The organism is Paenibacillus sp. FSL H8-0317 (genome assembly GCF_045040685.1).
Taxonomy (GTDB): domain Bacteria; phylum Bacillota; class Bacilli; order Paenibacillales; family Paenibacillaceae; genus Paenibacillus.
This window is the reverse complement of record NZ_CP150294.1, coordinates 6,214,555-6,241,441: the sequence shown is the minus strand read 5'-3', so window position 1 is coordinate 6,241,441 and position 26,887 is coordinate 6,214,555. Positions and strand designations below refer to the sequence as shown.

Annotated in this window: 27 protein-coding genes; 20 read left to right on the top strand and 7 right to left on the bottom strand. The window is 46.3% G+C overall.

Annotated features, from left to right (window positions below):
• Positions 1-65 precede the first annotated feature (65 nt).
• On the top strand, positions 66-1,718 hold the full coding sequence (locus tag MHB43_RS28055) for an extracellular solute-binding protein (protein WP_036668098.1): 1,653 nt from the start codon (positions 66-68) through the stop codon (positions 1,716-1,718).
• A gap of 219 nt (positions 1,719-1,937) precedes the next feature.
• On the opposite strand, the gene MHB43_RS28050 is transcribed toward MHB43_RS28055, so the two are convergent.
• Positions 1,938-2,183, bottom strand: coding sequence for a hypothetical protein (locus MHB43_RS28050; protein ID WP_339179545.1), 246 nt, complete (start codon positions 2,181-2,183; stop codon positions 1,938-1,940).
• A gap of 298 nt (positions 2,184-2,481) precedes the next feature.
• On the opposite strand from MHB43_RS28050, the gene MHB43_RS28045 reads away from it, so the two are divergent.
• The 3 genes from MHB43_RS28045 (at position 2,482) to MHB43_RS28035 (ending at position 6,027) form a co-directional block, all read left to right on the top strand.
• A complete protein-coding gene (locus tag MHB43_RS28045; RefSeq protein ID WP_405130846.1) occupies positions 2,482-4,197 on the top strand; it encodes a DUF6138 family protein in 1,716 nt (571 codons plus the stop codon).
• 85 nt (positions 4,198-4,282) lie between these two features.
• On the top strand, positions 4,283-5,335 hold the full coding sequence (locus tag MHB43_RS28040) for a hypothetical protein (protein WP_221820694.1): 1,053 nt from the start codon (positions 4,283-4,285) through the stop codon (positions 5,333-5,335).
• 35 nt (positions 5,336-5,370) lie between these two features.
• Positions 5,371-6,027, top strand: coding sequence for a hypothetical protein (locus MHB43_RS28035; protein WP_405130845.1), 657 nt, complete (start codon positions 5,371-5,373; stop codon positions 6,025-6,027).
• A 120-nt stretch (positions 6,028-6,147) separates the two neighbouring features.
• Here the strand turns inward: MHB43_RS28035 and MHB43_RS28030 are convergent, their stop codons facing one another.
• Both MHB43_RS28030 and MHB43_RS28025 read right to left on the bottom strand, forming a co-directional pair.
• Positions 6,148-7,257 (bottom strand): stalk domain-containing protein, encoded by a 1,110-nt coding sequence (locus MHB43_RS28030; RefSeq protein WP_405130844.1) that lies wholly within the window; start codon positions 7,255-7,257, stop codon positions 6,148-6,150.
• A gap of 199 nt (positions 7,258-7,456) precedes the next feature.
• Entirely contained in the window at positions 7,457-7,663 is a 207-nt protein-coding gene (locus MHB43_RS28025) for a hypothetical protein (RefSeq protein WP_017692174.1), read from the bottom strand.
• Between the two features lie 336 nt (positions 7,664-7,999).
• Here MHB43_RS28025 and MHB43_RS28020 point away from each other — a divergent pair, with 336 nt between their 5' ends.
• The 6 genes from MHB43_RS28020 to MHB43_RS27995 all read left to right on the top strand — a co-directional run bounded on the left by MHB43_RS28020 (position 8,000) and on the right by MHB43_RS27995 (position 14,023).
• A complete protein-coding gene (locus tag MHB43_RS28020; protein WP_405132480.1) occupies positions 8,000-9,622 on the top strand; it encodes a copper amine oxidase N-terminal domain-containing protein in 1,623 nt (540 codons plus the stop codon).
• Positions 9,623-9,811: 189 nt separating this feature from the next.
• Positions 9,812-10,261, top strand: coding sequence for a disulfide oxidoreductase (locus MHB43_RS28015; protein ID WP_339179536.1), 450 nt, complete (start codon positions 9,812-9,814; stop codon positions 10,259-10,261).
• A gap of 19 nt (positions 10,262-10,280) precedes the next feature.
• On the top strand, positions 10,281-10,724 hold the full coding sequence (locus MHB43_RS28010) for a FixH family protein (protein WP_339179534.1): 444 nt from the start codon (positions 10,281-10,283) through the stop codon (positions 10,722-10,724).
• A 169-nt stretch (positions 10,725-10,893) separates the two neighbouring features.
• Entirely contained in the window at positions 10,894-12,381 is a 1,488-nt protein-coding gene (locus MHB43_RS28005) for a lipase (RefSeq protein ID WP_339179531.1), read from the top strand.
• A 26-nt stretch (positions 12,382-12,407) separates the two neighbouring features.
• Entirely contained in the window at positions 12,408-12,809 is a 402-nt protein-coding gene (locus tag MHB43_RS28000; RefSeq protein WP_221820703.1) for a MerR family transcriptional regulator, read from the top strand.
• 158 nt (positions 12,810-12,967) lie between these two features.
• Positions 12,968-14,023: a serine hydrolase domain-containing protein gene (locus MHB43_RS27995; protein ID WP_405130843.1), complete on the top strand. Its 1,056-nt coding sequence runs from the start codon at positions 12,968-12,970 to the stop codon at positions 14,021-14,023.
• An 88-nt stretch (positions 14,024-14,111) separates the two neighbouring features.
• On the opposite strand, the gene MHB43_RS27990 is transcribed toward MHB43_RS27995, so the two are convergent.
• The 4 genes from MHB43_RS27990 to MHB43_RS27975 form a co-directional block, all read right to left on the bottom strand.
• A complete protein-coding gene (locus MHB43_RS27990) occupies positions 14,112-14,789 on the bottom strand; it encodes a succinylglutamate desuccinylase/aspartoacylase family protein (RefSeq protein WP_076212848.1) in 678 nt (225 codons plus the stop codon).
• 96 nt (positions 14,790-14,885) lie between these two features.
• Positions 14,886-15,854 carry an ATP-binding cassette domain-containing protein gene (locus MHB43_RS27985; protein WP_339185457.1) on the bottom strand — a complete coding sequence of 323 codons (969 nt, stop codon included), beginning with the start codon at positions 15,852-15,854 and terminating at the stop codon, positions 14,886-14,888.
• A gap of 22 nt (positions 15,855-15,876) precedes the next feature.
• A complete protein-coding gene (locus tag MHB43_RS27980) occupies positions 15,877-16,677 on the bottom strand; it encodes an ABC-2 family transporter protein (protein ID WP_339179522.1) in 801 nt (266 codons plus the stop codon).
• Complete coding sequence (locus MHB43_RS27975; protein ID WP_405130842.1) at positions 16,674-17,450, bottom strand: ABC transporter permease; 777 nt, start codon at positions 17,448-17,450, stop codon at positions 16,674-16,676. The genes MHB43_RS27980 and MHB43_RS27975 overlap by 4 nt, the downstream gene beginning before the upstream one ends.
• 304 nt (positions 17,451-17,754) lie before the next feature.
• On the opposite strand from MHB43_RS27975, the gene MHB43_RS27970 reads away from it, so the two are divergent.
• From MHB43_RS27970 to MHB43_RS27925, 10 genes are all read left to right on the top strand, one after another.
• Positions 17,755-18,606: a DegV family protein gene (locus MHB43_RS27970; protein ID WP_076212843.1), complete on the top strand. Its 852-nt coding sequence runs from the start codon at positions 17,755-17,757 to the stop codon at positions 18,604-18,606.
• A gap of 203 nt (positions 18,607-18,809) precedes the next feature.
• A complete protein-coding gene (locus MHB43_RS27965; protein WP_397376254.1) occupies positions 18,810-19,475 on the top strand; it encodes a winged helix-turn-helix domain-containing protein in 666 nt (221 codons plus the stop codon).
• Positions 19,472-20,404 carry a sensor histidine kinase gene (locus tag MHB43_RS27960; protein ID WP_339179517.1) on the top strand — a complete coding sequence of 311 codons (933 nt, stop codon included), beginning with the start codon at positions 19,472-19,474 and terminating at the stop codon, positions 20,402-20,404. The genes MHB43_RS27965 and MHB43_RS27960 overlap by 4 nt, the downstream gene beginning before the upstream one ends.
• A 126-nt stretch (positions 20,405-20,530) precedes the next feature.
• Positions 20,531-21,454: an ABC transporter ATP-binding protein gene (locus MHB43_RS27955; RefSeq protein ID WP_221820711.1), complete on the top strand. Its 924-nt coding sequence runs from the start codon at positions 20,531-20,533 to the stop codon at positions 21,452-21,454.
• Positions 21,447-22,145, top strand: a complete 699-nt coding sequence (locus MHB43_RS27950; protein ID WP_405130841.1) for an ABC transporter permease — start codon at positions 21,447-21,449, stop codon at positions 22,143-22,145. Before MHB43_RS27955 ends, MHB43_RS27950 begins: the two co-directional genes overlap by 8 nt.
• A gap of 105 nt (positions 22,146-22,250) precedes the next feature.
• Positions 22,251-23,063, top strand: coding sequence for a bifunctional hydroxymethylpyrimidine kinase/phosphomethylpyrimidine kinase (thiD, locus tag MHB43_RS27945; protein WP_017692191.1), 813 nt, complete (start codon positions 22,251-22,253; stop codon positions 23,061-23,063).
• Positions 23,064-23,313: 250 nt separating this feature from the next.
• Entirely contained in the window at positions 23,314-23,994 is a 681-nt protein-coding gene (locus MHB43_RS27940) for a response regulator transcription factor (RefSeq protein WP_221820719.1), read from the top strand.
• Positions 23,991-25,739 carry a cell wall metabolism sensor histidine kinase WalK gene (locus MHB43_RS27935; RefSeq protein WP_221820720.1) on the top strand — a complete coding sequence of 583 codons (1,749 nt, stop codon included), beginning with the start codon at positions 23,991-23,993 and terminating at the stop codon, positions 25,737-25,739. The genes MHB43_RS27940 and MHB43_RS27935 overlap by 4 nt, the downstream gene beginning before the upstream one ends.
• 21 nt (positions 25,740-25,760) lie before the next feature.
• A complete protein-coding gene (gene pssA / locus MHB43_RS27930) occupies positions 25,761-26,306 on the top strand; it encodes a CDP-diacylglycerol--serine O-phosphatidyltransferase (RefSeq protein ID WP_221820721.1) in 546 nt (181 codons plus the stop codon).
• Between the two features lie 13 nt (positions 26,307-26,319).
• Positions 26,320-26,805 (top strand): DedA family protein, encoded by a 486-nt coding sequence (locus MHB43_RS27925; protein WP_221820722.1) that lies wholly within the window; start codon positions 26,320-26,322, stop codon positions 26,803-26,805.
• The last annotated feature ends 82 nt before the right edge of the window (positions 26,806-26,887 follow it).

Here is a 26,887-nt window from a genome sequence, read left to right as displayed (position 1 = left end):
TCCTTTTCATGTAAGGTGCATTTGGCACATAAGGGTATCCAAGTTACCTGAGGAGGGGTTAGTTCATGTATAGAAAAATGATGACGGCATTGCTCGCAATCACGATGGTTGCTGTAACGGCATGTAGTTCGGGGGCCAAGGAAGAACCGGCGAAGGAAGCCGCTGCACCACTTGCTCTGCAAGACGGGAAGTATGAACCGGCGGTACAGATGAGTTATTTGCGGGCCTGGAATGATGATACGAAATTCAAGAACGGGGAAACGGCACAGAACAATGTGCATACCAAATGGGCCAAGGAACGACTTGGCATCGATCTGACCACACCGTGGGCCGTATCAGTGACCAATGATGCATTTTACACGAAATTACGCTTGTCCCTGTCCGCTAACGAAGAACTGCCGGATATCGTCTCCATTCGGGGAGACTACAATCTGGTCCGGGAATTAATTGAGTCCGGCAAATTTGCGAATGCAGGTGAGTTGTTTGACAAGTATGCTTCGGACACATGGAAACAGGCTTCTGAATCAGCACCGGAGGAATGGTATCCGTACATGTATGAGGGCGAGCGTTATGGCATTCCAATCTTCGATTATGCCTACAACGGCGATTCGGTCATGTTTATTCGGGAAGACTGGCTGAAGAAGTTGGGACTGGAAGAACCAAAAACCATGGATGAACTGGTTACGGTCATGGATGCTTTTACGAATCAGGACCCCGATGGGAACGGTAAGAAAGATACGTATGGTCTGACCGTGGGCATGAAAAATGCGCTCAATACCTGGATGACGGAATCCGGTTGGATCTTCGGCATGTACAACACGATGCCTGGACAGTGGAATGATGCCGGAGACGGAACACTGCAATATGGCTCCATTCAGCCAGGTGTGAAGGAAGGTCTTGCAACGATGAAAGATTGGTTGTCCAAAGGTTATCTGCCCAAAGAAGCGGGTGTCTATGACGAGATCAAGGCAGCAGAATTGTTCACCGCAGGTAAAGCAGGCATTATTGTGGGACCACACTGGATGCCAAACTGGCCGATTGATGATGTGAAGAAAAATGTGGACGGTGCCACGTACAAGGCCATTGCCTTACCTACAGGGCCAACAGGCGAGAGCCATCAACATGGTTCTGGTGCAAGTAACGGGGTGGTGCTGATTAATAAGGATATGGCGAACCCGGAGATTTTCTTCACGTATCAAAATTATCTGTTCGACAACTTTGCTAATCCGGAAGTGGGCAGCGAGTTCGAACATGGCTTCGCGCAAGGATACGACTATGACATCGTGGACGGCAAAGTGGTTGGTGAAGCTGAAGTGAAAGATGGCGTATCCCCACTCAAATATACGATTACGTATGACGGTGCACGGATTCCGAACCTCATGATGGATACGTTGGCGGAACTTGCGAAGGGCAAAGAGCCGGAGACCCCTTTTGAGAAAAATACGAAAATTGCCAACAAACCGGAAGTATTTGTCGCCGCTGAAGTCGTCGTTGCAAATAAAGATAACGCGATCAAGAACAAGTTCACTGGGGCACCAACCGAGACGATGAAAATGAAGAAGGACGCGATCGACAAGCTGGAGAAGGATACGTTCAGCAAGATCATCTATGGTCAGGTGGGCATTGAAGAATTTGATGCGTTTGTGACAAAGTGGAAATCCATGGGCGGGGATGATATTACCGCCGAAGTGAACGAGTGGTATAAGACAGTTAATTAATCAATAAAGCAGGGGAGAACTGATGAATTCATCGGATCTACCCTGCTTTTTTATTAGGCATTTTAATGATAAAAAACAACAAGGATAAGAAAAATAGAGCCTTTGAAGTCGTAACCAATAATCGGATTCCTTCACCCGAATCTTTTATACCGAACAAAATATCTATTAAGCACACTGAACCTGAAATGACGAGTACCATCAGTGCAAGTAAGTACATAATCAATTAGACTCGCAACGGACAAAAGTAACGTTTTTTCCTAAAACCACATTATCCACCTTCCATCCGGCATTTAACCAGGATAGTGCCTGTGTATGATTATTGGAATTATTCACCCACCATTGTTCGCGATTATACGCTGTAGGGGGTAACGTAAATCCGAGAATCTCCTCAAGCTCTGCATATGTAAGGGTGATTGAAACTTGATTCAAATAGTTTTCCAAGGGGAAGTATTTGCTGTAGCTCATTTCGTCAGACCTCCTGAAAAGGAATACAATGATTATACAACGTGGGGATGACGATAGCGAGGGCATGCCGAGAGCGTACATAGATATGAAAAAAAAGGAATCCGTAGATCTCTTTGACTAGCAAGCAACCGTGCGTAAGCCTTATTGTTCCGGGTGTACTTGAGAGAGTAAAATAATAGGGAATATACGAACATTAATACGTATTTATAACATAGATACCTCGGACTGGTCCGGGATTCATAGAAATTCAAGTGTGGTTGATGAACATCTTAAGATGCATGGGAAGGCAGGAGATCAGATGAGTACACTTTATGATCAGGCTATGGAAGAGATGATAACGACGATTCATGAATGGTTTGATGAACAGGACAAGCGGGATGACTTGGAAAGTGTTGTGAAGCGAACTACACTGCAAATGGGTATTTTTAATGATATTGTGCTTGATTACAGACCTGGACGGACCACGGTAGACAGCCTGGATCTGGGTTTGGATGATGATGTGAAATCAAAGCAGGCAGGAGCCTTTACCGAGGAACAGGTACGGAACGAGATCGGGCCTAAGCTTGTTGAGGTTGTTCAGGGCAGATTGGACAAGCTGGCAGATACTCCGTTGATTGACTACCGCTTTACTTTCCGCGGGAAATTTCCAACAACCGAAGGCAAGCTGCAACTGACTTTATTGGAATGGATCAACGAAGAGAAAAGACAGCTGCTCCTTGAGCGTATTCATACCTATGTAGACAAGAATCTGGAGAACAGTACATATCCAACGAAGCCATTGGAATCCTTCTTTTTGACGAGTCATCTGCTCGATCCAAAGCTGTTCCCGGAGTTGGATGTAGCATGGACCATCAGGCTGTATGACGGGATTCAAGAGTTGAATCAGGGGCGTCCGGATGCACTGGCGGAACATCGTGGTGAGATTACTCGTGCAGTGACGGCATGGGCGGAGAATCAGTTTTTGCCACAGTATTATGATGTTCAGTCTTCGCCTTATCGTACCAATGAATATTCACTTAAGCCCGGAGCAACGCTTCAATCGAACATTGAAACACAGACAGGCCAACATTTGGACGAGCATGGGGAGCAGCAAACATCCGAGTCTCAACCAATCGAACTGCTGTTATACGCAGCGGTCATGATTCTACGTTTTGAGCCGAGTTATAGCAAACCCAAAGGTGTGACTTTTCTGGAACTCGCGAAGCAGCTTGGTAGCAAACGTGCGGCACGGATGATGACAGAAGGTAGCGGAACGTATGCGAAGGACGATATTCATGTGAAAACGGAAGAAGTAGAATGCAAAGCAAATGATGTATTTGCTCTGATGACCATTCACATTCGTAAGGAAGAGCCAATTGCCTATCAACAGGCACTAACTTTTATCACTCATTTATTGAAACAGGGCTTTCCGAAAGGTTATAAGATCAAGCTCAAGTCCAGCGTAAAGCAGTATTTGCCGATCAAAGGACTCGCGAAGTCGGATACCCACCGATTCTTTGCCAATGCACTGGAGTACCCGGAGCTGCATCCACTTCTGGAAGAGTATGCGCGTGAGGCTATCCAGGAGTTTGAGTTCTACGAGGATACCGAGGGAGAGAAAAGCTGTATGCCGGGCAGTTATGCAACCTTTGGACTGGGGCTTGTGGATGAGCAGTATTTCCCGCTGGTTGAATATTACATGGGCGAAGTGGATGATGAGCATCAGTTGATTCAGGATAAGTTCATTGCGGCGTTAGTAGAAAAACAGGGTGTACAGGCTCAATCCATACCTGCGTTAGTCGCCAGCTTGCGTCGTTCCACCGATAGTTTGAAGCTAAAGATTCAGCCCGAACTGGAGAATGAGGAAATACTCGAACTGTTGGTTAGACAGATTCAAAAACTTGAGCATTATGAAGCGGAACGTGTAATCTATCCGATCTTTGGCAAGGTGGAGAAGCTCTCAACGCTCGCTCGCAAAGCGGAGGGAAGACGGAAGGAATTATTGCTGGAACTGTTGCAGGCCGCAGGGAAATAAAAATGTGAACAAGTTAGATTGTACTGTGTCACCCAGTAAAGCATTTTAGAGAAGTGAGAGTGTATAAGGAAGGGTGGGGAGAGTTATGGAAACATGGAGTCGAGACATGTGGCAGGCGTTGAATGCTCAGGACAAAGAGGCTTCGATGCGTAAGCTTGTTCGTCAGTTACCAGACGGTATGGTATATGGGGGTCTCGAGACATTTGAACGATTTGGTCAGCGGATGGAGACAGGTGTATTTACGGAGGAAGGGCTAAGATTTGTGTTTGTGCCTGGGGATCGGGTAACGCTCGGCTGGGATCGTTGGCGGCATGGTATGAACGAAGAGACCTCAGCCGACCTGCATGAAACGGTCAGTGAGTATGGTGTGGAGGACGTGGATTCTTTTCTGGCGAGTCAAATGTCACCTGTAAGAACGGTCAACATTGCGCCGATGCTTGTTGAATGCGAACTGATCTCACTTGGCTGGATTGAAGTGTCTGAGGAGGAAGCACACGCGCAAGAAGATCCTGATTTTCCCTCAGCACTGGAGCAGTTTAAGCAATCGGAGATCCGTGAATATGAATTGCATCAACAATTTCGTCTGATTCGCCAAAGTGAGAATGAAGTCCGAATCCTGTGGTTCAACGAAGGAATAGAGTTGGAAGATGTTGTGAGGGAGGAAGCTGCAGCGGGTTTTGGTTTACTAACCGAAGACGAATGGGAGTATATCTATGGCGGCGGTTGTCGCACGTTATTTCCCTGGGGTGACAGCTTCGACTATACGATGAGATTAAAGCACTTTGGAAGTTTGGAAGGCGTGGATGAGATTGTGGGTGGATCGGCAGAGATGGCCTCTTCACGGGGTGAAGAAAAGGATGATCGTCCTTATGATCTGGAAATGCCAAATTTCTTCGGAGTGCAATTTGCCGGAGACCCCTACAAGTATGAGCTTACACTCGATTCGGGTGGAGATGTGATGCCCAAAGGCGGAGACGGCGGTAGCCTGATATGTGGTGGAACAGGCCCGTTGGTTGGTTCCTTGCCTGCTGCTGCCGTGTATTATCGAGACGTTAATGCCAGTGAACTCGACTGGGAGGATGTGATGGATGCGATGGTCTATCGCAGGGTTATTCGTTTAACGGAAATGGCATTGTAGTCATGACAAAATGAATCTATCAAGGAAGAGTTATAATGGTGAATAATAAACGTTCAAAACCTTATGAAGATTCACCTTATGTCGTCTATGCGGTAGATGGTATTCGGCTGAGTGCAGGCATACTTGTCCTGTTTTTTCTTAACGTATTTCTGCTTATTCCCGTGTTCAGTGTCCCGTTCCAATCGCTGTATGCGTATATTCTCGTGCCACCGCTGGGCTTTATGAATATATGGGCTATTGCCCTGATTGCGGCCCTGCGCAGACTTCAACTGAATTATGTATTGTTCCGAGGCGTATTTGGCATCGTTTGTTCTGTGGGATTTATGGTGATTGTTCAGAAGTTTGCCTACGGGACACTTGGTCTGTCGACACCTTGGTACGGCATTGGATCATTTGTGGTATATGGTTTTGCCTTGTTCCAGTACATGAAGTTTCATTTGCGTAAGCTGAAGCAGCCCCCTCAGCGTAAAAAAGGGGATAAAAGCACGGGTGTGCCTGTTGCCACAATAACGATGATTACGAGCGGAGCATATCTTCTGGCCAATATTTCACTGGCCTTTGTTACACAGCAAACTGTGGCTGTTGTGCTAATGTGTGTATACATTATGCTGGCTTTTGTGGTATTTCATTTTATCATGGACTTGCATCGGTATTACTGGCTTCGCCAGGTCATGAACAAGGCAGAGAGTTAATTGCAGGATAGGGAGGGACGAACAGGAAGAGGTCTTTGTGCAGAGTTTGAGCATACGTTACACACATCAAATCAGCCCCAACTCATAGAGTGGGACCGAAATGATGTGTGTTTATTTTGTTTATTTCACTTTTTGTACAGATACCGCCATTTGCTCCAGTTGAGTGTGAGTCAATTGGTTATTCGGCGAGCTGAGTGTTACATAACGATCATCCAGCTTGAACGTGAGCATATCCGTTTGATCTGGTGTATACCATTTGGATGATACGCCATTAGGCAGTTTTACCGTTTTGCCATCATAGCTGAACGAGTAGTCTTTAGGGGATACCGTGACATTCATACGATTGAAAACAAAGTTTACACCATCACCGCCTGCACCTACGCTTTTGAACGTATCTCCAGCAACCATATGTTGTGGGGCATAGGCTGTTGTGAACCCGTCAAACTTCGCAAATGCTTTGCGAATGTTATCCAATTGTTGTTTGCTATAGTTCACGTCAGCAAATGCAGTGGTCCCTTGATCGTTGTTGCCAGTTGCCTTCTGAACAGAGACAGCGACTTGTTGCAGCTGAGCTTGGCTCAGCTTATGATCCGGGGAGCTGAGAGTAACGTAGCGATCATCCAGTTGGAATGTGAGCATGCCCGTTTGATCTGGTGTGTACCATTTGGCAATAACACCATTGGGCAGTTTCACGTCTTTGCTCGTATAACCGTCCGAATAATCTCTTGGAGACACATCCACTTTCATATGGTTGAAAACAAAACTGACGCCGTCGCCACCCGCACCTACACTTTTGAACGTGTCACCTGCGATCATCTGCTGAGGGGCATAAGCGGTCTCGAACCCATCGAATTGTGCAAAAGCTTTTTGAATCGCCTCTTTTTGTGCTGCGCTATACGTTACATTTGTCAAAGCTGATGGATTGCTTGTTGCTTGGCCGATAATGACCTGTCCTTTTTTTCCGTCATAGGATACAGGCACATGCAGTGCATCGGCAAGTGCCCGTACGGGCAGATAAGTAGAGTTGTTATAAGTAATTGGCGCAAGTTTGTTGCCATTGCCATCGGTTGGTGAGTAAGCCTCGCCATCGACATTGAAGCTAATTCCATGGTTAAGATATGCGGAGATTTTCTCCAGCTGTGTTCCGGCGAATACGCCTGTTGCTCCTGTTAATGTCATGCCCAGTACCATCATCGTTGCTACGGATTTCTTCATGTTTTTTTTCATCATATATCTCTCCTTCAAGTTGGGGGTTAGTTTTATTTAATGGGCTCGCTGTCCCTTATGGCTTTATATTAAACCCCGAACATATCCAGAATAATTCTGAATTATCTCCAACTTGTAAACATGTGTATATATACGGAGAATGTAGAACGAACACTGAAACTGCTTGGTGTGTTGAACGTATTCTTTGCCGAATCGTAACATTTTAGTTGAAAAGATAGAGGATGAGTCCGCCAAAACCAAGGACAATCGCACCAACGTATACATAGGAAAGTTTGCTTAGGTTTTGCTTTGTGCGGCGGTCATATTCGGGGTTGCTGGTCTGATTGGCTTTGGAATTTCCGATGATCATGGTAGCAATACCTCCAAACAAGGCGATACCCACAATTAAAACATAAGGCAACCAGGTCATGAATGGACCTCCTTCGCGAATAATATGATATGTCCTTATTGTACTTCAGGATAACCTTTGATGTAAGCTTTAGTTGAGAAATAAAGGAAAATGAAGTATCTATATTACAGTATGTATGTAGTCTTGGATCGGAAAGATCACTACAATTTTATATTTTTTTAATTCAAAAAAACCTTGATACAACAGGCATTCGCAGCTTTCCTTACTGAAGGCTGTGAATTTTTTTTGCCCACAGAGTGATCCAGAAGAGAGAACCCTGCGTTACACCCTATGAAGACGACGACGAGGAAAGAAATTATACACAAAACATAATCGAGGAGTGAACACGTAATGAAAATGAAGATGAAGAAGTTTATCGCACCTGTACTTAGCTTAACACTGTTGATGCCGGGGATCGCTGGAGCAGCTTCCGCACCACAAACACCAATGACCATGATGAAAGCATCCGTGAACACACCGGCGGCTGACCTGAGAGCGAACCTGGATCACCTGCTGTCCGAGCACTTTGCACTCGCAGTAACCGCAATGGCCAAAGCATATGACGGAGCAAAAGACGCAGACGCAGCCTACAAAGCACTCGACCAGAATGCACTGGATATGCAACCGGCAATCGCCTCCCTATATGGTGACGCAGGTGCCAAAGAATTCGAACGCATCTTCCGCTCTCATAACAAATATACAGATGATCTGGTGAAAGCAACCAAAATGGGCAACCAGGCTGGAATCAAACAAGCACAGGCAAACATCAACGGTTTCGTGGATGAGTTCTCCACATTCCTGAGCACAGCAACCGAAGGCAAATTGCCAAAAGCAGCAGCCAAACAGGCGTTGAAAGTACATGAAGATCTCGTGCAAAAAGTATTTGATGAGTATGTAGCTGGAGATTACGCTGATGCATACAAGGCTTACCGTGAAGGTTTCAAAGAAATGTTCGACGTAAGTAAAGCACTCTCCACAGCAATTACGACACAAATGCCTGAGAAATTCGAAAATACCAAAGCGGATACAAAAGCAGCTGATCTGAGATCTGCACTCAACCACTTGGCTTCCGAACACTTTGCGCTTTCGGCTCTGCAAATGCAAGAGGAATTTGATGGACGTACAGCGGCTTCCAACGCATTGATTACTGCTGAAGCTGGAAACACAACTGACTTCAAAGCAGCGATTGCTTCCGTTTACGGTAACGATGGTGCCAATGCTTTCGAGAAAATTTGGGTAACCAACCACGTTAATGCACAAAGCGATTATGTAAAAGCTGTTAAAAACAACGATGCTGCGGCTCGTGCGGCAGTAGAGAAACGTATTGATGAATTTACAACAGAATTTGCTACATTCCTGGATTCAGCAACAGCTGGAAATCTGCCAAAAGCAGCAGGACAACAAGCGCTGACAACACATGAAAATCAAGTGCAAAACGTATTGAATCAATATGCAGCAGGTAACTATGATGCTTCGTACACAACAAATCGTGAAGGTTTCAAAGTGATGTTTGGTGTAGGTCAAGCCCTTGGTAACGCCATCGTGACTCAATTCAACGACAAATTCCAAGAGCCAGCAACACCTGCACCAGCGCCAGAAATGACAACGGTGTGGATGCAACTGAACAGCAAAATGCTGAAAATTAACGACAAAACAACCAACATGGATACTACACCAGTGCTTTGGAAAAACACAACATACATTCCATTGCGTTTCCTGAGTGAAGGTATTGGTGCAACAGTGAAATGGGACAAAAAAGCAAAACAAGTAACGGTAATGGCTGGCGATGATATCCTTGAATTCTGGGTGAACAACAACATTATGGAAGTAAACGGCGTAAAGAAAAATGTGGGTTCAACTGTATTTGTAAATAAAGATGGACGTACACAAGTACCTCTGCGCTTCATTGCTGAACTTCTGAACTGGGACGTGAAATGGGCACAAAAAGATGGTTCCATTACGCTGACTAAATCGATGTAATCCAACGTTTTATATACCGAATCAAACAAAAGAGCTGCCCCATACGGCAGCTTTTTTGTATTCACCCAAAAGTTCAAATATTTGGTATAATCATCGAGTAATGACCTACATAACAGCTTGAATAGCCGATGGAGTCTAGAATGATGTATGATAATTTGGTATAAGCAAAATGAAGAGGGGGACAGAGGAATGAGTACATCATCAAAATCGGAGCGTCCAGCGAGAAATGTGGATACCCGTTTATTTGTTGCTTGGACCGTTTCCGTTATTGCAACAGGGGGGAGTCTCTATTTCAGTGAGATCAAGGGGTATCTTCCATGTGATCTATGCTGGTACCAGCGTATATTCATGTATCCACTAACCATCTTGCTGGGCATTGCCTACTTTAAGGATGACGTGGGTATCACCAAATACGTACTGCCACTGAGTTTCGTCGGTGGCGGCATTTCGTTATATCATGTAACGATCCAGCGTATTTTTTCAGCTACAGGTAATGCCGTCGCATGCGGTAAGGTTCCATGTTATACCGACTATTTGAACTGGTTTGGTTTCATCACGATTCCATTACTGGCACTGATCGCCTTTATTATCATCATCGTGATGCTGTGGGGCATCGGCAAAACACCAAAATCTTCTTAATAAGAAAGGATAGATGGTGATGAGCGGACAAGCTCGGTGGTTCATGCCCTTCATTATTCTGCTCCTCCTGACGGTGGGATGCTCTTATGAGGAACAGTCACAATCGGGCGAGATGCCAGAGATGATCAAAGTGAAACTTATGATTCCGGATAAGGTATCTGCCAAGGAAGAAGTCGCTTTGCAGATCAAGCTGACACAGGGAGAACAGCCTGTAAATGATGCGGATCATGTACAGTTTCAGGTATGGAATGAGCAGGATGAACCCGAAGCCCCTTCATTCGATCAAGGAATGATGAGTGCCGAAGAACTTGAATCTCGGGGAGCGACGAAGGCTGTATCTATAGGCGATGGTATATATGAAGTAAAACATGCATTTCAGGAACCCGGAGTGTATGTCGTTCAGGCGCATGTAACCTCAGGAGCGATGCATACCATGCCTAGAACAAAGGTAACCGTGGAGTAATCGTTGTAGTTCACCCGATGAATATACCGTGCAAGCTCTTTCAGGCGGTATGGCATATTTACCGGGTGTTTCAGTGTGTCTACGATTTTTCGTCATATATTCAGCCTTGACCTTGAAGTATACTTCAAGGTTTATTCTTTTTTTATCAAGAAATATTGGAGGCTGAATAATGAGAATTTTAGAATGGATTTTGGTATTGGTAACCGTAGCAGCTACGGTACTCATGCTAGTGTTTCCGAAGCGCCGGGCAATAACAGTGGGCATACTCACAGCTCTGGTTCTGGCAGTGCTTCTGCATGGCTTGATCAATTCATTTCGCGTGCAGATGATACCAACCTATATCGTTACACTTGTATTATTCATTACGTTAATCATTCAACTCATGAAATCATACCGCGGTGATCGTTATGTTCAGAGCGTGCGGAGACCCAACCGTCTTTCAATAATAAAGATGACGCTGGTATCGATTCTGCTTCTGGCCTTCAGTACATGTTCAATTATACTGACCTGGCTCTTACCTGCTTTTACGATGCCTGAACCAACCGGCACATATGCCATTGGGACATTCTCACAACACCTGGTGGATGAATCTCGCGAAGAGACCAAAACACCCAAGGCCGGAGATAAGCGGGAACTTATGATTAATGTGTGGTATCCGGTGGATCAGAAAACCGCCAAAGGGCTGCCGCTGGAGCATTATCCTAGTGAACTGGGAGAAGCGATCAGTCTGGTGTTTGGCATCCCGTCTCAGGTGTTCAGTTATCTGGATACCATTCCAACACATGTGGTGCAAGGAGCTGAGATGTCCGCCGTCCAAAGCAAGTATCCGGTTTTGCTATTCTCGCCGGGTATCCGCTCAGCCCGTTTTCAGAGCATGACGATGATTGAGGAGCTGGTTAGCCACGGTTACATTGTCGTGGGGATAGATCACCCTTATACGTCAGCACAAGTGACATTTCCCGATGGACGTGCAGTTTCCTATCAGGCTGACCCTGAATTTGCAACGTCAGCGGAATTATATCAATATAATGTAGAAGGCATAGGCATACGTGCAGATGATGCAAGCTTTGTTCTCAATACGCTTACCCAGTGGAATTCACATGACCCGAATCAACTGCTGCAAGGCAAGCTTGATCTCGATCACGTCGGCATTATGGGACATTCGTATGGTGGGGCAACAACAGCGGAAACACTGGCGCAGGATGAGCGATTCCAAGCGGGACTTAGCCTGGAAGGCGGTTTCTGGGGTAAAGTATCCACAACAGCCTTGAAACAGCCGTTTATGTATATCATGTCGGGTGGGACAGACAAAAGTCTGGACCCGGACGCCACTGCCAAGGATAAAGTATTTTATCCCGAGTTTGAGCCTGATTTGGATCGGGTGATGTCAAATAGTCTTAATGATACCTATTATCTGACAGTAGAGAATTTGTTCCATCAAAGCTTTACGGATATTTCGTTAATTTCACCGAAAATGTTTGCCAGAGGCATGACGCCAGAACATAATGTGGATATAACCAGATCCTATGCGCGGGCATTCTTTGACCGTTATCTGAAAGGGAAAGAGCAGCCATTGCTGCAAGGATCTTCAGCACAATTTCCCGAGGCCACCTATGATGCCACATATACTAAGATACGCAACGAAGAAACACAATAAATCTGCAGAAGGATGGAGGCGTAGGCATGGAAACCATGACAAGAGGAGAGCTGGCTAAGCGTACCGGTGTAAGTATGGCAACCCTCCGTTATTACGAAGATAGTGGAATTCTGCCTGCTCCCCGTCGTTCCTCCAACGGATATCGGGTGTATACCGAGGATTATCTGGTCAAAATTAAGTTCATTAAGGATGCCCAGTTGCTGGGTTACTCCTTAAAGGAGATACAAGAGACCCTGCAACTACTCAGCCAGGAAGACATGGAAAAGGATACGTTAAAAACCCTTGTACGCGAACGCATCGCTGACATTCAGACACATATTGACCATCTGGAACAGATGCAGATTCATCTGGCACGACTGTTGCATACACCGGAGGACGATATCGATAATTATATTCAATCGTTCAGGGTGCAGAAGAAAGAGCCGTAATCGCGGCTCTTTTCCTGTTTAAGAGAAAACAGGCGTGGACTATTGAGCAGGGAATCGGAGATTTAGAAAGAATACATAGTGTAGTTTGCCAATACATAGTGGTGGTTAACGTGGTTTCAATAATGAAATTCACACCAACAAAAGGAGTAACATTTTCTATGAGGGATTTACAAGGTTTTGTATCCGATTACATCAAAGGAAAGAAACATCTGCATCTTGAGATTGGCGTTATTACAAAGGAAGATATCGAATATCATTCATTGGGCAATCCCAAAAAGAAGAGCGTGGCTGCGCCTGAACATAGATTGTTCGAAATCGGCTCTGTCACCAAACTTTTTACATCTATCCTTCTATTAGAATTGGAACGTCAACAGCAGCTTTCCACGGATGACACGGTTGGCAGGTACATACACAATGGTAAAAACGATTATTTGAATAAGGTTACCTTAAAAAGTCTTGCTACGCATACCTCTGGATTACCTAGACTTGCCACAAATCTGAACCCCACGAAAAACCGATTGAATCCGTATTCAGATTATACCGAGGATGATTTACTTGCTTTTTTAACCGCTGCTGACTTTACGGATCAGATGGGTTCATTTGAGTATTCCAATACCGGCGTGGGCTTACTGGGTTATATCCTATGTAAAGTATCAGGAAGTACATATGACGATCTGCTTAAAAAATATATCACAGGTCCATTAAACATGACGGAGACAGCAGCTATGCTGAATCCAGAACAGAATGGCAGATTTGTGGATGGACATACGTCAACGGGGAAAAAAGTCCCTCACTGGGATCTTAGTGTACATGCAGGGGCTGGGGCGATCAAGTCATCGGTTCACGATATGTGTTTATTTGTTCAGGCCAACCTTAATGATGATCATCCGATAGCCTCTGCAATACAAAAAAGTCATGTTCCTATAATGATTGGAGACTCGGACTTATATTTAGGATGGCATAAGGATAAGCTGTTAGATCAGGATATTCTCTGGCATAACGGTGGCACATTTGGTTTCTCCAGTTATTTGGCTATAAACAAGGAACAGGGTATAGGGGTCGTATTATTGTCCAATTATTGTTTTGGATCAGCCTCTATTGTGGATGAGTATCTGGATACGATATTCAAGTTTATAACTAGAAAAGACCTTTATCCACTCATGCCGCTAGACCCTGTGGGTAATAAAATACTGGAAGCCATGATGCAGAGATAAAAAAACACCTCGAACAGAGAACACCTGGGGATGTACTTCGGGCGCTTTCTGTTCGAGGTTTCTTTTAGTTCTATCTTAATCGTCTTGATCATGACATACCCGCTTCACGCAGAAAATGGTGCACAATCTTCGTCTGATACTTGATACGGGTCGAGCGTTTCAGACTCCAACAGGTCTCCACCGTGACGGAACGGGCTTGTAATAGTCTTGAAGCCGCTGTACGGGCAGATCCCGGCAATTCATGCTGTTTGAGGTTAAAATGACGATTACGAATGGCAATCGACCGATTCATCCGTTCGATAACTCTTCTGCAAGCTGGAATTGTCCGACTGCCGGGATTGGTGATCAACGTCTGTCCAAGCACTCGTGAACTCAGTTGAGACAGGCCGTTGGCTTCATGCAGATCAAGCCACCAGTCGGCCCGATGTTCACGCGCCAGCTGAAAAACTGCCGCAGCGAGCGGATGCTTGGCCTTGCCTGACATACGACGTGGAAACGTACGATTCAAATCTGGCTTGCCTCTGATTTTCTTAGCGTAGGCTTGCTGGTTCACGCGTGGCACGATAATTAACAGCCCTCGCTGAATGGCGTGACGACCTGTCGCAATATCATCTGCGAGTTTTTGCGCAGCGGCCATACTCGCCGTTTCATTCCCGTGAACCCCGGATGTAATGAACATCACGGGTCCCGGCATCATGCCACGTACGATGAAGTAGGGAGTAGCGTGTGCGCTGGATGCTGCAAGGACATGTTTGGTTACAAGCATGACACTTCACCTCCGTTATTACAGTACGCCATGTCCCTCTTTCATGTAACGGCGTAAGAACAGGTCTTCATCCTATTTCCTCACAAAATGGGCCGACTAATACACCCGATGAATGATATCTTCGAAATCCGGTTCTTTCATCTCTACATCTTCGATCTGACCCCAGTGCTCCAACTGTTTCAGAATGTCCATTGTGCTCCATTCCTTCCGGTTCACTTCGACGGTGACAATCTGTCCTTCCACTCCAGTAATATGTATCGCGGACGACACAACATCCGGGATATGAAACGCTCCCCGGAATGTTACCCGAATCAGCGTAGGTAGTCCGATGGTTTCGCGAAGTGACGAGATCGTGCCGTCATATGTTAGTTGACCATGGTTAATTACCATGACCCGGCTGCATAACTGTTCAATGTCGTCCATGTCATGGGTGGTCAGCAAAATCGTTTTGCCAAACGTTTCATTTAATGTACGTAGAAACTGGCGAATGTTCCGCTTTGCGTTCACATCCAGTCCAATTGTTGGTTCATCGAGAAAAAGCAGTTCGGGATCATGCAGCATGGAAGCTGCGAGATCCGCTCGCATGCGTTGTCCAAGCGAGAGCTTGCGGACAGGCGTGGCCCAGAACGATTCAAGGTCCAGTAGCTCAGCGAACTGGGACAGCCGCCTCTTTTTGTCCTCGGCACGGACGCCGTACATCTCGGCCAGAATATCATATGAATCTTTCACAGGCAGATCCCACCAGAGCTGACTGCGCTGTCCAAACACAACGCCCAGTCGACCAACTGTTCTGCGTCTGTCCTGATGCGGGTTCATACCACCAAGTCGTACCTCACCCGAGGTTGGGTGAAGGATACCTGTCAGCATTTTGATCGTGGTAGACTTGCCAGCTCCGTTCGGACCGATATAGCCCACAAATTCCCCTGGGCCGATATCAAAACTGATATCACGTACCGCTTCCTTGGACACATATTCACGTGAAAATAACGTACGTAGACCGGAGAAACGTCCTTCGCGAATAACAGGAGTTTTGAATTCCTTTTGCAGATGCCTTGCTGTGATCATGTTCATGATTCGTACCGCCTCCTTAGCTACCTGTACTTTGATATTTGGTCATGCCGAATTGCCAGAAACGCAGACTTGCAGCCAAGCTCAGTGCGGCAACCGCCGCAACAGCAACAAGAGTCCACGCTCCTCCTTCACCCCGTAGCAGGTAAAGTGATGGAATGTAGTTGACGAATCCTACCGGAATGACCGTTAGCAGAATGCCAGACATCCATTTGGGATATAACGTTAGCGGATATTGGGCAGCCGTTCGTGCGGCATCTTCAGTGATCGTCTGTAATTCCTCAATACGTGTGGTCCAGAATCCGAGTGTGGCGGTAGCAAGTCCGATGGAGAAGAGAATGACTGCGCCCGTCAGGATAATGAGCAGGGAGAAGGGAATGGCTATCCAGCCAATCTGTCCGCTATGCATCATGCCTGCCAAAGACCAGCAGAGAATGAACCCGCCTTGCAGGACTTCCCCAGCCATGATGCGGAAGTTTTGGGGCAGCAGTGCGAGCAATACGGGCATGGGACGAGTTAACAGTTGGTCAAGCTCGCCATTAACCAGATATTTTTCCAGATGGTGAACCTCATTGCCGAATGTGCGGTACAGTGTTTTGGATAACGTCATGATGGCGAAGAGATAGCCGATCTCATGGAGGGACCAGCCTTTAATTGCTCCGAATTTGTGCAGCACGAGAGCGACCATCAGAAACTCGGAGATTTGAATTAAAGCGGCGAGTACGGATGCCATGATGAAATTGAACTTGTATTGCATCCGGCTGCGGATGCTTGTTCGAATCAGCATTTTATATAAATTGAACCAGGAAGTTCGCTTCATCCGCCTTGTACCTCCACTTTACGACGTAACACTTGGGTGATCGCAAGACAGATCAACGTCATGAAGACACACCAAAGCAAGGTTCCCCATAACAAGGAGCCATCTTCGAAACCAAGATAGATTCGGGTTGGTACATAGAGCAGGAAAGGGTAGGGTGATATCCAGGCAAGTTGTTCAAGCCAGTTCGGTAGCCACTCCAGCGGAATGAAAAAACCAGTTAGCAGATTCATCATCGCGTGATTGCCCCAGTGAAGCCAGGAGGACTCCGTGGTCCACATCGACGTGGCACCAATGATGTAGTTCATGCAGATGGATAGGTATGCGGCGCCGGCAAGACCAAGTGCGGCATAGAATAGTGTTGAAACGTCTGAGGGCCAATGCAGGGAAAAGACAATGGAGAAGAGCAGGTAGATCGGAATGCTTTTGTACACAAACTGGTAGGCAATCTGCCCCCATTCGCGTGCCATCAGGTGGGTGAACAGATGAACAGGCCTCATCAGATCCAGTGCGATCTGCCCTGTCCTGACGGATAAGGGAATACCCAATCCGTTCGTGAGAAAACCCGAGATCCAGAGAGAGGATTGCGTGAACGCAATGTAACTGATCATCCCCTGTGTCCCGTATTCTCCGAGAGTATGGTCGGCCCCGATGCCGATCCAGAGGCAGGCATACATGTAACCAAACATGGCGCTTGCCAGGTTATGTACCATGTGTGCCCCGCGGTATTGCAGATTCCGGGAGTAGGCTTTGGAAGCCAGAGTGAAATAAAGCATGTGACACCTCCGATAAGTGGATTGAACGGCGTTTCCGTTCACTTCAGTCAAGGCGAAAAAGAGAGAAGGACAACAGCATACCAATTTATTCCTTCACAGGCAAGACATTTTTTTAGCTAATAATGGTATTAACAGGGGTGTTCATGATTGCGCCACAAGACAACGGTCTGTCCGTTCCTTTATAATTGAGAGGTAATATCGCAAACGTTTACAATGTGAAATATTCAAATTTTAAATAAACCGCCGGGCTTGTGCTTGACGATTAGGATACAGAATGAACAATCCGGCAAGAGAGAAGGATGTCATGAAGAAAATTGCATGGGTCACCGATAGTACCAGTACACTGGATCCCGTTTTTGCGGAGCAAAATCATATCTATATCGTACCGCTGCGCATCGTATTTGGAGAGGAATGTTACCGGGAGACCGATGACATTACATCTGAAATGTTCTATGAGAAACTTGCGGAGGCTTCACGTGCGAGCAGTTCGCAGCCACCCATTGGCGAATTCATTGAACTGTATGAGTCGCTCAAAGACAAGTACGATGAGATTATTACGATTCATTGCTCTACAGAGCTTAGCGGAACGCTGCATACGTCCATGCAGGCTGCAGAGATTGCAGGAGTGACGGTGACCGCAATTGATTCAAAGGCAGGTGCCTATCCTCACCGTGAGATGATTATGCAAGGACTGGAATGGCAGAAGCAGGGATGTTCAGCTGCCGAGATCAAAGTAAACATTGAACAGATGATTGATAACATGTCCTTTTACCTCATACCTGCCAGTCTTCAGCATCTTCATCGCAGTGGACGGGTGTCGGGTACACAGCTGATCATCAGTCAACTGCTCAAGATCCATCTGCTGCTTCGATTTGAAGAGGGCAAAGTGGTTGTGAATGAGAAGATCCGCACGTTCAAGCGGACAAAAGAGCGCATGCTCGATATGCTCAAGCTGGATATGGAGAAAGTAAAGCATGTGTGCATTATGCATGCCAACAATCAGGAAGAAGCTGTTACAATCAAAAAACAGATTGCAGCTCTGCTGCCTAGATTAAAGACCGAAATCATGCCGTTTATCCCTGTGGTAAGTATCCATGCAGGTGCAGGAACCATTGGACTGTGCTGGATACACAGCGAGAACGGATACAGAGATTAGACGCACAGCATTCATCTATAGACTCTCATAGACCTGGCAGGAAACACACTTGATGTCAAAGTGTTGATCCTGTCAGGTTTTTTCGTATGTCATTGCCAATTCAAACAAACTGTGAGGTAATAAAGAAAACTGTTCTTGTTGGAGGGAAACATGTGTTAAGTCACCGCTTGTTGCTTGTTGAAGATGATCGTTCAATTAGTGAGATGGTCGGGCCATACTTGGAAAAAGAGGGCTACGACGTCACCTATGCATATGACGGCTTAGAGGCAGAACGTCAGTTCAGCCAGTCACAGCCCGGGTATGATCTGGTTATTCTGGATCTGATGCTGCCCCTCAAAAATGGGATGGATGTGCTGCAAACCATTCGGGCAGCCAGTCTGGTACCTGTGCTCATTCTGTCTGCAAAGGATGGGGAGGTGGACAAAGCGTTAGGCCTGGGCTTCGGCGCAGATGATTACTTGAGCAAACCGTTCTCATTAATCGAACTGACTGCCCGCATCAAAGCTGCGATTCGCCGCGCCAATTATACGACTCCGTCTGTGGCTGAAGTGGCTACAGATCAGCGTATTCACATAGGAGGACTCGTAGTTGACATGGAGACGTACGAGGTGGAGCGTGATGGTACACCCGTCAAGCTGACATCCAAGGAATTTGGAATTCTGAAGCTGTTGGTTACCCATCCTGGCAAAGTGTTCACCAAGGCACAGATCTACGCTTCCGTCTGGAACGATCATTATTATGGAGACGAAAATATCATTAACGTACATATGCGTCGTCTGCGTGAGAAACTGGAGGCAGATCCTTCGGCTCCCCAGTATATCAAGACACTCTGGGGCATCGGGTATAAGCTGGAGGCGGAGCAGGGATGACACTGATTTTTGCCATCACGACGGGTATTCTGGCCATTGCCTTCATTGTATTGTGGTTGAAATTCCGGAAAAGAAACCAACACCTGTCCTATATTCATCAGAAAATATCCGCAATTCTGGACCAAGGCACCTTTGAGCGCTTGCTCGTATTCAATAGTGATGATCAAGTTAGTCGGCTTCTGAAAGACATGAACCAGCTGCTGGATCATGCGCACCGCGCCAAAGCAGGGTATGCGAACCAGGAGAAGGAGATGCGTAATATGCTCTCCAACATTTCGCATGATCTGAAAACGCCACTCACGGTAGTGCTGGGTTATAGTGAGACCTTGCTGCACAGCCCATCATTGACCGATCAGGAACGGAAGATGATGACGGAGAAAATACAGGATAAGGCGCAGGAAGTGCTGCGTTTGATCCATTCCTTTTTTGATCTGGCGAAGCTGGAATCTGGAGATACGGAACTGGTGCTTAGTCGAGTGAATATCAGCGAATTATGCCGGTTGAAGATGCTTTCCTTTTATGAAATGTTGACGAATCTTGGGTTGCACGTGGAGCTGGAGATACCTGATGGGGATATCTTCGTGCAAGCGAATGAAGAAGCATTGGACCGTGTGCTGGATAATCTCATCACCAATGGAATGAAATACGGGGCAGAGGGTAAGGTACTGGGGCTTTCACTGGATCATTCGATAGGTGGACCTGTGACGGTACAGATCTGGGACCAGGGAAAAGGGATTCCGGAGAGCGAGCATAGTCGTGTGTTTGAACGCATGTATACACTGGAGGATTCCCGCAATCGACTCTATCAAGGCAGCGGCCTGGGTCTGACCATTACGAAACGGCTAATTGAGCGGATGGGTGGAAGTATTCACTTGCATAGTGTGCCACATCAACGGACTGTATTTTCGGTTAATTTAAAGGCTCGGTAGACCCTGCGTTGGCGTGTCCGGTCAGACTTAAGGTTTTTGTAAGATTTGATTAATAAAAAAGAAGACTTTTCTCTTTACAATATAGATATAGGAACCCGGACAGGGGACGTAAAGGAGAACAAGACGATGAATTATATCGCAAGAACAATAGATGTGACCAAAGTATATGAAGGGGTGGAGGTTGTATCCAACGTCAATATGAATATTAAGCAAGGTGAGATCTATGGATTCCTCGGTCCGAATGGTGCAGGTAAAACAACCATCATGAAGATGCTCACCAATCTCGTCAAACCAACCACAGGAGAGATTGAACTGTTTGGGGAGAAGCTTACGCCGACCTCCTATGAAGTGCTGAAGCGAATGGGCAGTATTATTGAATATCCTTTTTTCTACGATAGGTTGTCTGCTCGCGAGAATCTGGAGCTTCACTGTGAATACATGGGATTCTACAACAAAAAGATCATCGACAACACGATGGAAATGGTAGGGCTGAAGGATACGGGCAAGAAACCGATCAAAGACTTCTCCTTGGGCATGAAGCAAAGGCTGGGATTGGCTCGTGCACTCATAACCACACCTGAACTGCTCATTCTGGATGAACCGATTAATGGATTGGATCCGGTAGGGATCCGGGAAATGCGAGATTTGTTCAAGCGACTTAGTAATGAGTATCGGATCACCCTGTTGGTCTCCAGTCACATTCTTGGTGAGATAGAGCAGATTGCGGACACGGTTGGTGTCATTCGCGGCGGTCGTTTGGTGGAAGAGGTATCGATGGAGAGCATTCGTGGAAGTCAAAATGAGTACATCGAGTTACAGGCAGTAGATATCCGCAAAGCGACCTATGTCATTGAACATCAGCTTGGTTTGAGTAATTATAAACTGGTTGATGACCAAACGTTACGCATCTATGATCCGGGAATTATTCCATCGGAATTAACCACCAAGCTGATTCAGCATGGTATTGAGATCGAATCGATATCCAAACGGGCTCATTCCCTGGAAGAACACTTCATGAAGCTTGTGAAAGGGGATGAAGACGTTGCTTAAACTCATCAGACTTGAGATGCGGAAGCACCGCTTTGCACGTAATTTTGCAGGTGCAGGTATTGCCAGTTTAGCCATTCTTCTTTTCCTGATCATGATTGGATTCGTGGATGTGGGAGCAGAAGATTATGCCTATGCCGATTACCAGACCGCCTTTATGATTATCGATACATTTGTGAGAGCGACCTTTATCATATTTGCCGGAGCTTTAATATCCAAGCTGGTGATCAGTGAGTATAGAAATAAAACGATGAACGTCATGTTCACCTATCCCATCCAGCGTCATAAAATCATTGCTGCAAAATTGATTATCGTGTTTGGTTTTACATTTGTGATGATTATGGTTACCGATCTGTTGATGGGTTCACTGTTGTTGATTGTTAATCATTTCTACTCCTTCATTCCCGGATCATTGACAAATCAGGATATATTGGGACTTCTGGTGAAGTACAGTATGAGTTCTCTATCGGCTGCATGTATGGCACTCATTCCCCTATTCTTCGGTATGCGTAAGCATTCTGTTACCACTACGATGGTCTCGTCCATTTTGCTGGTTTTGATTGTCTGCTCTGGCTTCAACGGGTCGGAAGTTTCCATTCATTCGCTTATTATTATCCCTCTGACCCTTGGAGCAATAGGGATATGGATTGCTTCAATGTCCATGGTTCGTCTGGAGACCAAAGATGTGAACTGAAACATTCGGAAAACCATGCTCTGTATGGCTTCAGATGCCATTGACATCCGCTCGTACAAGGGATAGGATAATGTCAACTGAGACACGAAGGAGAATGCAACTACCATGACGATTCCAAAAACATTAACAATAGCTGGTTCGGACACGAGCGGCGGTGCAGGTATTCAAGCTGATTTGAAAACTTTTCAGGAGCTGGGTGTGTATGGCATGACCGTACTGACTACGGTTGTGGCAATGGAGCCCGAAACATGGGATCACCAGGTCTTTCCTGTTGAATTAAATGTAGTTGAAGCGCAGCTTCGCACTGTTCTGGACGGTATCGGTTTCGATGCTATGAAGACAGGTATGCTCGGTTCTGTAGATATTATTGAACTGGTAGCAAAACATATTCGCCGCAGCGGTCTGCCACAGATCGTTATCGATCCGGTAATGGTTTGCAAAGGTACAGACGAAGTACTGCAACCGGAAAATACGGAAGCGATGATCGAATTCCTGTTGCCAGGTGCTGATCTGGTTACCCCTAATCTGTTCGAAGCATCCCAACTGGCGAAGAGTGGACCGATTCGCTCCAAGGAACAGATGGAAGCAGCGGCAGCAGCAATTCATGCCCATGGCTCGAAACATGTCCTGATCAAGGACAGAGGTGTCATTAGCCCTGGTAAAGCAATGGATCTACTCTATGATGGAACCAACTACGAATGGTTTGAAGCCGATGTTGTCGGCTCCGGATATACGCATGGTGCGGGCTGCACGACGTCTGCGGCGATTACCGCTGGATTGGCTCGTGGTCTTTCAGTGAAAGAGGCTGTTCGTGAAGGTAAAGCCTTTGTGACCAAAGCGATTGCTGGCGGATTCCCGCTGAACCGTTTTGTTGGTCCGACACTGCATGTGGCACACCGTCTGGAGCAACAACGCTAAGTGTTACCAGGGAGCGCGCAGTAGCGCATCAATTCTGGATAACACACTTCGATTTCATTCAAGTAGCTGTCAATGAGCAGGAACTTGCTCGTTGATGGCTTCTTTTTCATGCGAATTTTTATAAAAATTAGTAACTTTTGGCTTATATTAATCGTATATATCATGGGAGCATTCCAAAACATGTATGGACACATGAACGACACATGGAATAGGTATGTTAACATCAGAAATCTAAAAAGGAGAGTCGGCCATGATCAGAACAGTGCTTCTGGTGGAAGATGAAAGCCGCATTCGTGAGATTGTGGCCGATTATTTCATAAAAGAACAATGGAACGTCATAGAAGCAGAACATGGAGTACAGGCACTGGAACTGTTGGCTCTGCATGAGGTGGATCTGGTTATTCTGGATGTTTTGATGCCTGAAATGGATGGATGGACGTTATGTGGGCATATTCGATCCCAATCCACCGTACCTATTATCATGCTGACTGCACGGTCCGAGGATGACGATAAAATTCATGGATTTCAGCTGGGCGTAGACGATTACGTTACCAAGCCGTTTAGTCCACGTGTGCTGGTTGCACGTGCAGAGACATTAATGAAGCGTGTTGAAGGTGCAATTGGACGAGAGCAGGGTGTGATTCGCTTCGGACAGGTAACCCTTGATCCATGGGCCAGACGCCTGGAGAAGGACGGAATTGAAGTGGAACTTGCACCAAAGGAATATGATCTGTTGCTTTATTTGGTACGTAATGCAGGCATTGTGTTGTCCCGGGATGCCATTTTGAATCGGATCTGGGGATTTGATTTTGAAGGTGACTCACGTGTTGTGGATACTCACATCAAGAAGTTGCGCAGCAAATTGGGTGATGAAGCCAAGTGTATCCGGACGGTGATTGGCACTGGATATCGTTTCGAGGCAGAAGCATGAGAAGAAATGGCGTAACGATGAAGCTTTTCCTGGTCATGGCAGGATGTCTGGTTCTTTTATATGGTACGACGGTTTTTGCCCAGTTGGTCTGGTTCCCCGACTTCTACCAGCATCAAAAGGTCAGCAGTATGAAGAAAAAGCTGTCCAAGTTCGAACAGCAATATTCCAATGGACATTGGAGTGATTTACAGCTAGCCAAGGAGACCGGGAAGTTCATGCGTCAGAATCAGTCACATCTGGTCATTCTGACGAATACCGGAAGACTGGTTAATGACCCGTTCCACATTACGTTGCTTCAGGAAGATGGAAGTCACGTGAAGGTGTCCTTGTCCTTGTTTATCAATAGTGAGAATGCTGGCTGGATTACATCCCATCTGAAATATGGGCAAGAACTGACGGTGAGAGGTCCGGCCAGCGAGTCCATGGTCTATCCATTCAAAATCCAGGATGCCACTTCTGCCGCATGGGGAACAGAAAGCTTTCAGGAATCAATTGAACCGGTAAAGGAATGGTCTGGCGTATTGACTGAGGTAGTTCTTCCCAATCTGGCAACGTGGAGTCAGAGGCAGGGCCTGCTGGTGCAAGCACTGGATAGCCGGTTCCCTTTGTCCACCGAAGACCAACTGGCCTTGGCGAATGGCAAAATGCTCAATGAAGAGTGGATGGATAGCTGGAGCGGTGTTCGCAATGTCATCACCATTGCTCCAGCGCATCGTTCCGGACCCGAGCAACAACTGATCTTCTCGCTCACCTCTCTACAGGAGATGAGGGAAGCGAATGAGGCAACCCGTTTGTTCTATGCGTATTTCGGCATAGGGGCATTTATATTGATTCTGTTGCTGGCGTTACTCCTGTCCCGAATTGTAACGAAGCCGCTCTTGGCCTTGAACCATGTCGCCAAGAAGATGTCTACGCTGGATTTTACGGTGAAATCACCCATCCGGCGTAATGATGAAATCGGCAGTCTGTCTAATAGCCTCAATGCCTTGTCGGGAACTTTGGGTCAGACACTGGAAGAACTGAGGCAGGCCAACACGCAGATGCGTACAGATATGGAAATGAAACAGGAGATTGAACAGCGTCAGCGCAAGTTTTTTGCCGATGCATCACATGAACTTAAGACGCCAATCAGCATTATTAAGGGATATTCTGAAGGGCTGAAGGATGGCGTGAGTGAGAGCAAACGGGAGCGTTACATTGAGATCATTGCCGATGAGGCGATCAAAATGGAAACGATGGTTGAAGAGATGCTGGATCTGGTGCGACTGGAATCCTCAGCGGTTCAATTGAATACGGATGCTGTTGCACTTGCTGACATGATTGAAGATATCGCCGGCCGTCTGGGTCCGCAACTGAAGGACAAAGGATTGGATGTGGTGCTTGTATCCACAACAGAACAGACGGTTGAGGGTGACCGAAGCAAGCTGGAGCAAGTTATTTTCAATATCATGATGAATGCTATACGTCATGCGATACCACATACCGATATAACTATTGAGATTAGCAGGCGTGAAGGTTTTGTCCATATTTCCATTGAGAACAAGGGCGAGCAGATAGCTGAAGCTGAGCGGCAGTATATATGGGAGAGGTTCTATCGGGTAGAGCGCTCACGTAATCGTAAAATGGGGGGGACCGGGCTTGGTCTGGCCATTGCGAAGCAGATTCTTGATCTGCATGGGTGCAGTTATGGAGTGGAGAATACACCGGATGGAGTCCGTTTTTATATTATTTTTCCTAAAGCCTAGTACGAAAGGGAGTCAAATCTTATGAAGTCTTTACCATCGATTTTAACCTTGGGGAATCTGAGTTCAGGCATGTTGGCAGTTATTATGGCTATTCATGGTGAATTTGCCCTGGCTGTGATGATGATATGGGTAGCGATGTTCTTTGATCTGTTTGACGGGTATGCGGCTCGTAAATTGCATTGTGAGGGTGAGTTCGGCAAGTCCCTGGACTCACTTGCGGATGTAGTTTCATTCGGAACAGCACCCGTGCTGATTCTGTACCTGAATTCCATGCTTGAAGTGAGTGTGCTGGGGATGGCCCTGACTGCATTGTTTCCGGTTTGTGGTGCTTTGCGTCTGGCCCGTTATAACTGTCAGAAGACAGGAAGCAGTGGTTTTGTAGGGATGCCGATTACATTTGCCGGAGGTCTGATGTCCTTTTTCGCACTCTGGAGTCCTTATTTCACACAGGGTGTAGCCTATCTTGTCATTATTGTATTATCCGGTCTCATGGTGAGCCAAATCCGATTCCCGTCTCTAAAACAAGTGTTAGCCTCACATGAGAAGGATATTGTGGAACCGAAATAAGGAGCGAGTCAGTATGGAATTTGCAAAAGAATTTATTGGTCAATATGGTTATTTCGCAATATACGGACTACTGGCTCTTGGCGTTATTGGCATGCCGATTCCGGATGAGGTGATGATGACTTTTGTCGGATATCTCGCCTCCATCTCGGTATTGAATTACTCCGTATCCATCGCCGTCAGTTTCGGTGGGGCATTTACCGGCGGATTGCTCAGCTACATGATCGGCAAGAAGGCGGGCAGGCCGCTGGTTGAAAAATACGGCAAGTGGGTCGGCGTCAATGCCAAACGATTCAGCAGGGTGGAGTCGTGGTTTCTCAAATATGGATATTGGTCCATCATCCTGGGTTACTTCATTCCAGGCATTCGTCATCTGATGTGTTGTTTCTCCGGAATTAGCAAGATGGCCATCGGCAGGTACGTCCTCGTATCGGGCATTGGTGCTTTTGTATGGTGTGTTGCCTTTATCTCCATTGGTTTTTATGTCGGTGTACTAACTTAAAATGGGACAGCCTGTTGCAACAACAGGCAAAGATCGAAGACCTCTTGAGTGTAAGGTGGTCTTTTTTTGTTTTTCTATATAT

Coding starts and splice junctions, on each gene's coding strand:
- MHB43_RS28055 (WP_036668098.1), top strand. CDS start 66: ATGTATAGAAAAATGATGACGGCATTGCTCGCAATCACGATGGTTGCT.
- MHB43_RS28050 (WP_339179545.1), bottom strand. CDS start 2,183: ATGAGCTACAGCAAATACTTCCCCTTGGAAAACTATTTGAATCAAGTT.
- MHB43_RS28045 (WP_405130846.1), top strand. CDS start 2,482: ATGAGTACACTTTATGATCAGGCTATGGAAGAGATGATAACGACGATT.
- MHB43_RS28040 (WP_221820694.1), top strand. CDS start 4,283: ATGGAAACATGGAGTCGAGACATGTGGCAGGCGTTGAATGCTCAGGAC.
- MHB43_RS28035 (WP_405130845.1), top strand. CDS start 5,371: ATGGTGAATAATAAACGTTCAAAACCTTATGAAGATTCACCTTATGTC.
- MHB43_RS28030 (WP_405130844.1), bottom strand. CDS start 7,257: ATGATGAAAAAAAACATGAAGAAATCCGTAGCAACGATGATGGTACTG.
- MHB43_RS28025 (WP_017692174.1), bottom strand. CDS start 7,663: ATGACCTGGTTGCCTTATGTTTTAATTGTGGGTATCGCCTTGTTTGGA.
- MHB43_RS28020 (WP_405132480.1), top strand. CDS start 8,000: ATGAAGATGAAGAAGTTTATCGCACCTGTACTTAGCTTAACACTGTTG.
- MHB43_RS28015 (WP_339179536.1), top strand. CDS start 9,812: ATGAGTACATCATCAAAATCGGAGCGTCCAGCGAGAAATGTGGATACC.
- MHB43_RS28010 (WP_339179534.1), top strand. CDS start 10,281: ATGAGCGGACAAGCTCGGTGGTTCATGCCCTTCATTATTCTGCTCCTC.
- MHB43_RS28005 (WP_339179531.1), top strand. CDS start 10,894: ATGAGAATTTTAGAATGGATTTTGGTATTGGTAACCGTAGCAGCTACG.
- MHB43_RS28000 (WP_221820703.1), top strand. CDS start 12,408: ATGGAAACCATGACAAGAGGAGAGCTGGCTAAGCGTACCGGTGTAAGT.
- MHB43_RS27995 (WP_405130843.1), top strand. CDS start 12,968: ATGAGGGATTTACAAGGTTTTGTATCCGATTACATCAAAGGAAAGAAA.
- MHB43_RS27990 (WP_076212848.1), bottom strand. CDS start 14,789: ATGCTTGTAACCAAACATGTCCTTGCAGCATCCAGCGCACACGCTACT.
- MHB43_RS27985 (WP_339185457.1), bottom strand. CDS start 15,854: ATGATCACAGCAAGGCATCTGCAAAAGGAATTCAAAACTCCTGTTATT.
- MHB43_RS27980 (WP_339179522.1), bottom strand. CDS start 16,677: ATGAAGCGAACTTCCTGGTTCAATTTATATAAAATGCTGATTCGAACA.
- MHB43_RS27975 (WP_405130842.1), bottom strand. CDS start 17,450: ATGCTTTATTTCACTCTGGCTTCCAAAGCCTACTCCCGGAATCTGCAA.
- MHB43_RS27970 (WP_076212843.1), top strand. CDS start 17,755: ATGAAGAAAATTGCATGGGTCACCGATAGTACCAGTACACTGGATCCC.
- MHB43_RS27965 (WP_397376254.1), top strand. CDS start 18,810: ATGGTCGGGCCATACTTGGAAAAAGAGGGCTACGACGTCACCTATGCA.
- MHB43_RS27960 (WP_339179517.1), top strand. CDS start 19,472: ATGACACTGATTTTTGCCATCACGACGGGTATTCTGGCCATTGCCTTC.
- MHB43_RS27955 (WP_221820711.1), top strand. CDS start 20,531: ATGAATTATATCGCAAGAACAATAGATGTGACCAAAGTATATGAAGGG.
- thiD (WP_017692191.1), top strand. CDS start 22,251: ATGACGATTCCAAAAACATTAACAATAGCTGGTTCGGACACGAGCGGC.
- MHB43_RS27940 (WP_221820719.1), top strand. CDS start 23,314: ATGATCAGAACAGTGCTTCTGGTGGAAGATGAAAGCCGCATTCGTGAG.
- MHB43_RS27935 (WP_221820720.1), top strand. CDS start 23,991: ATGAGAAGAAATGGCGTAACGATGAAGCTTTTCCTGGTCATGGCAGGA.
- pssA (WP_221820721.1), top strand. CDS start 25,761: ATGAAGTCTTTACCATCGATTTTAACCTTGGGGAATCTGAGTTCAGGC.
- MHB43_RS27925 (WP_221820722.1), top strand. CDS start 26,320: ATGGAATTTGCAAAAGAATTTATTGGTCAATATGGTTATTTCGCAATA.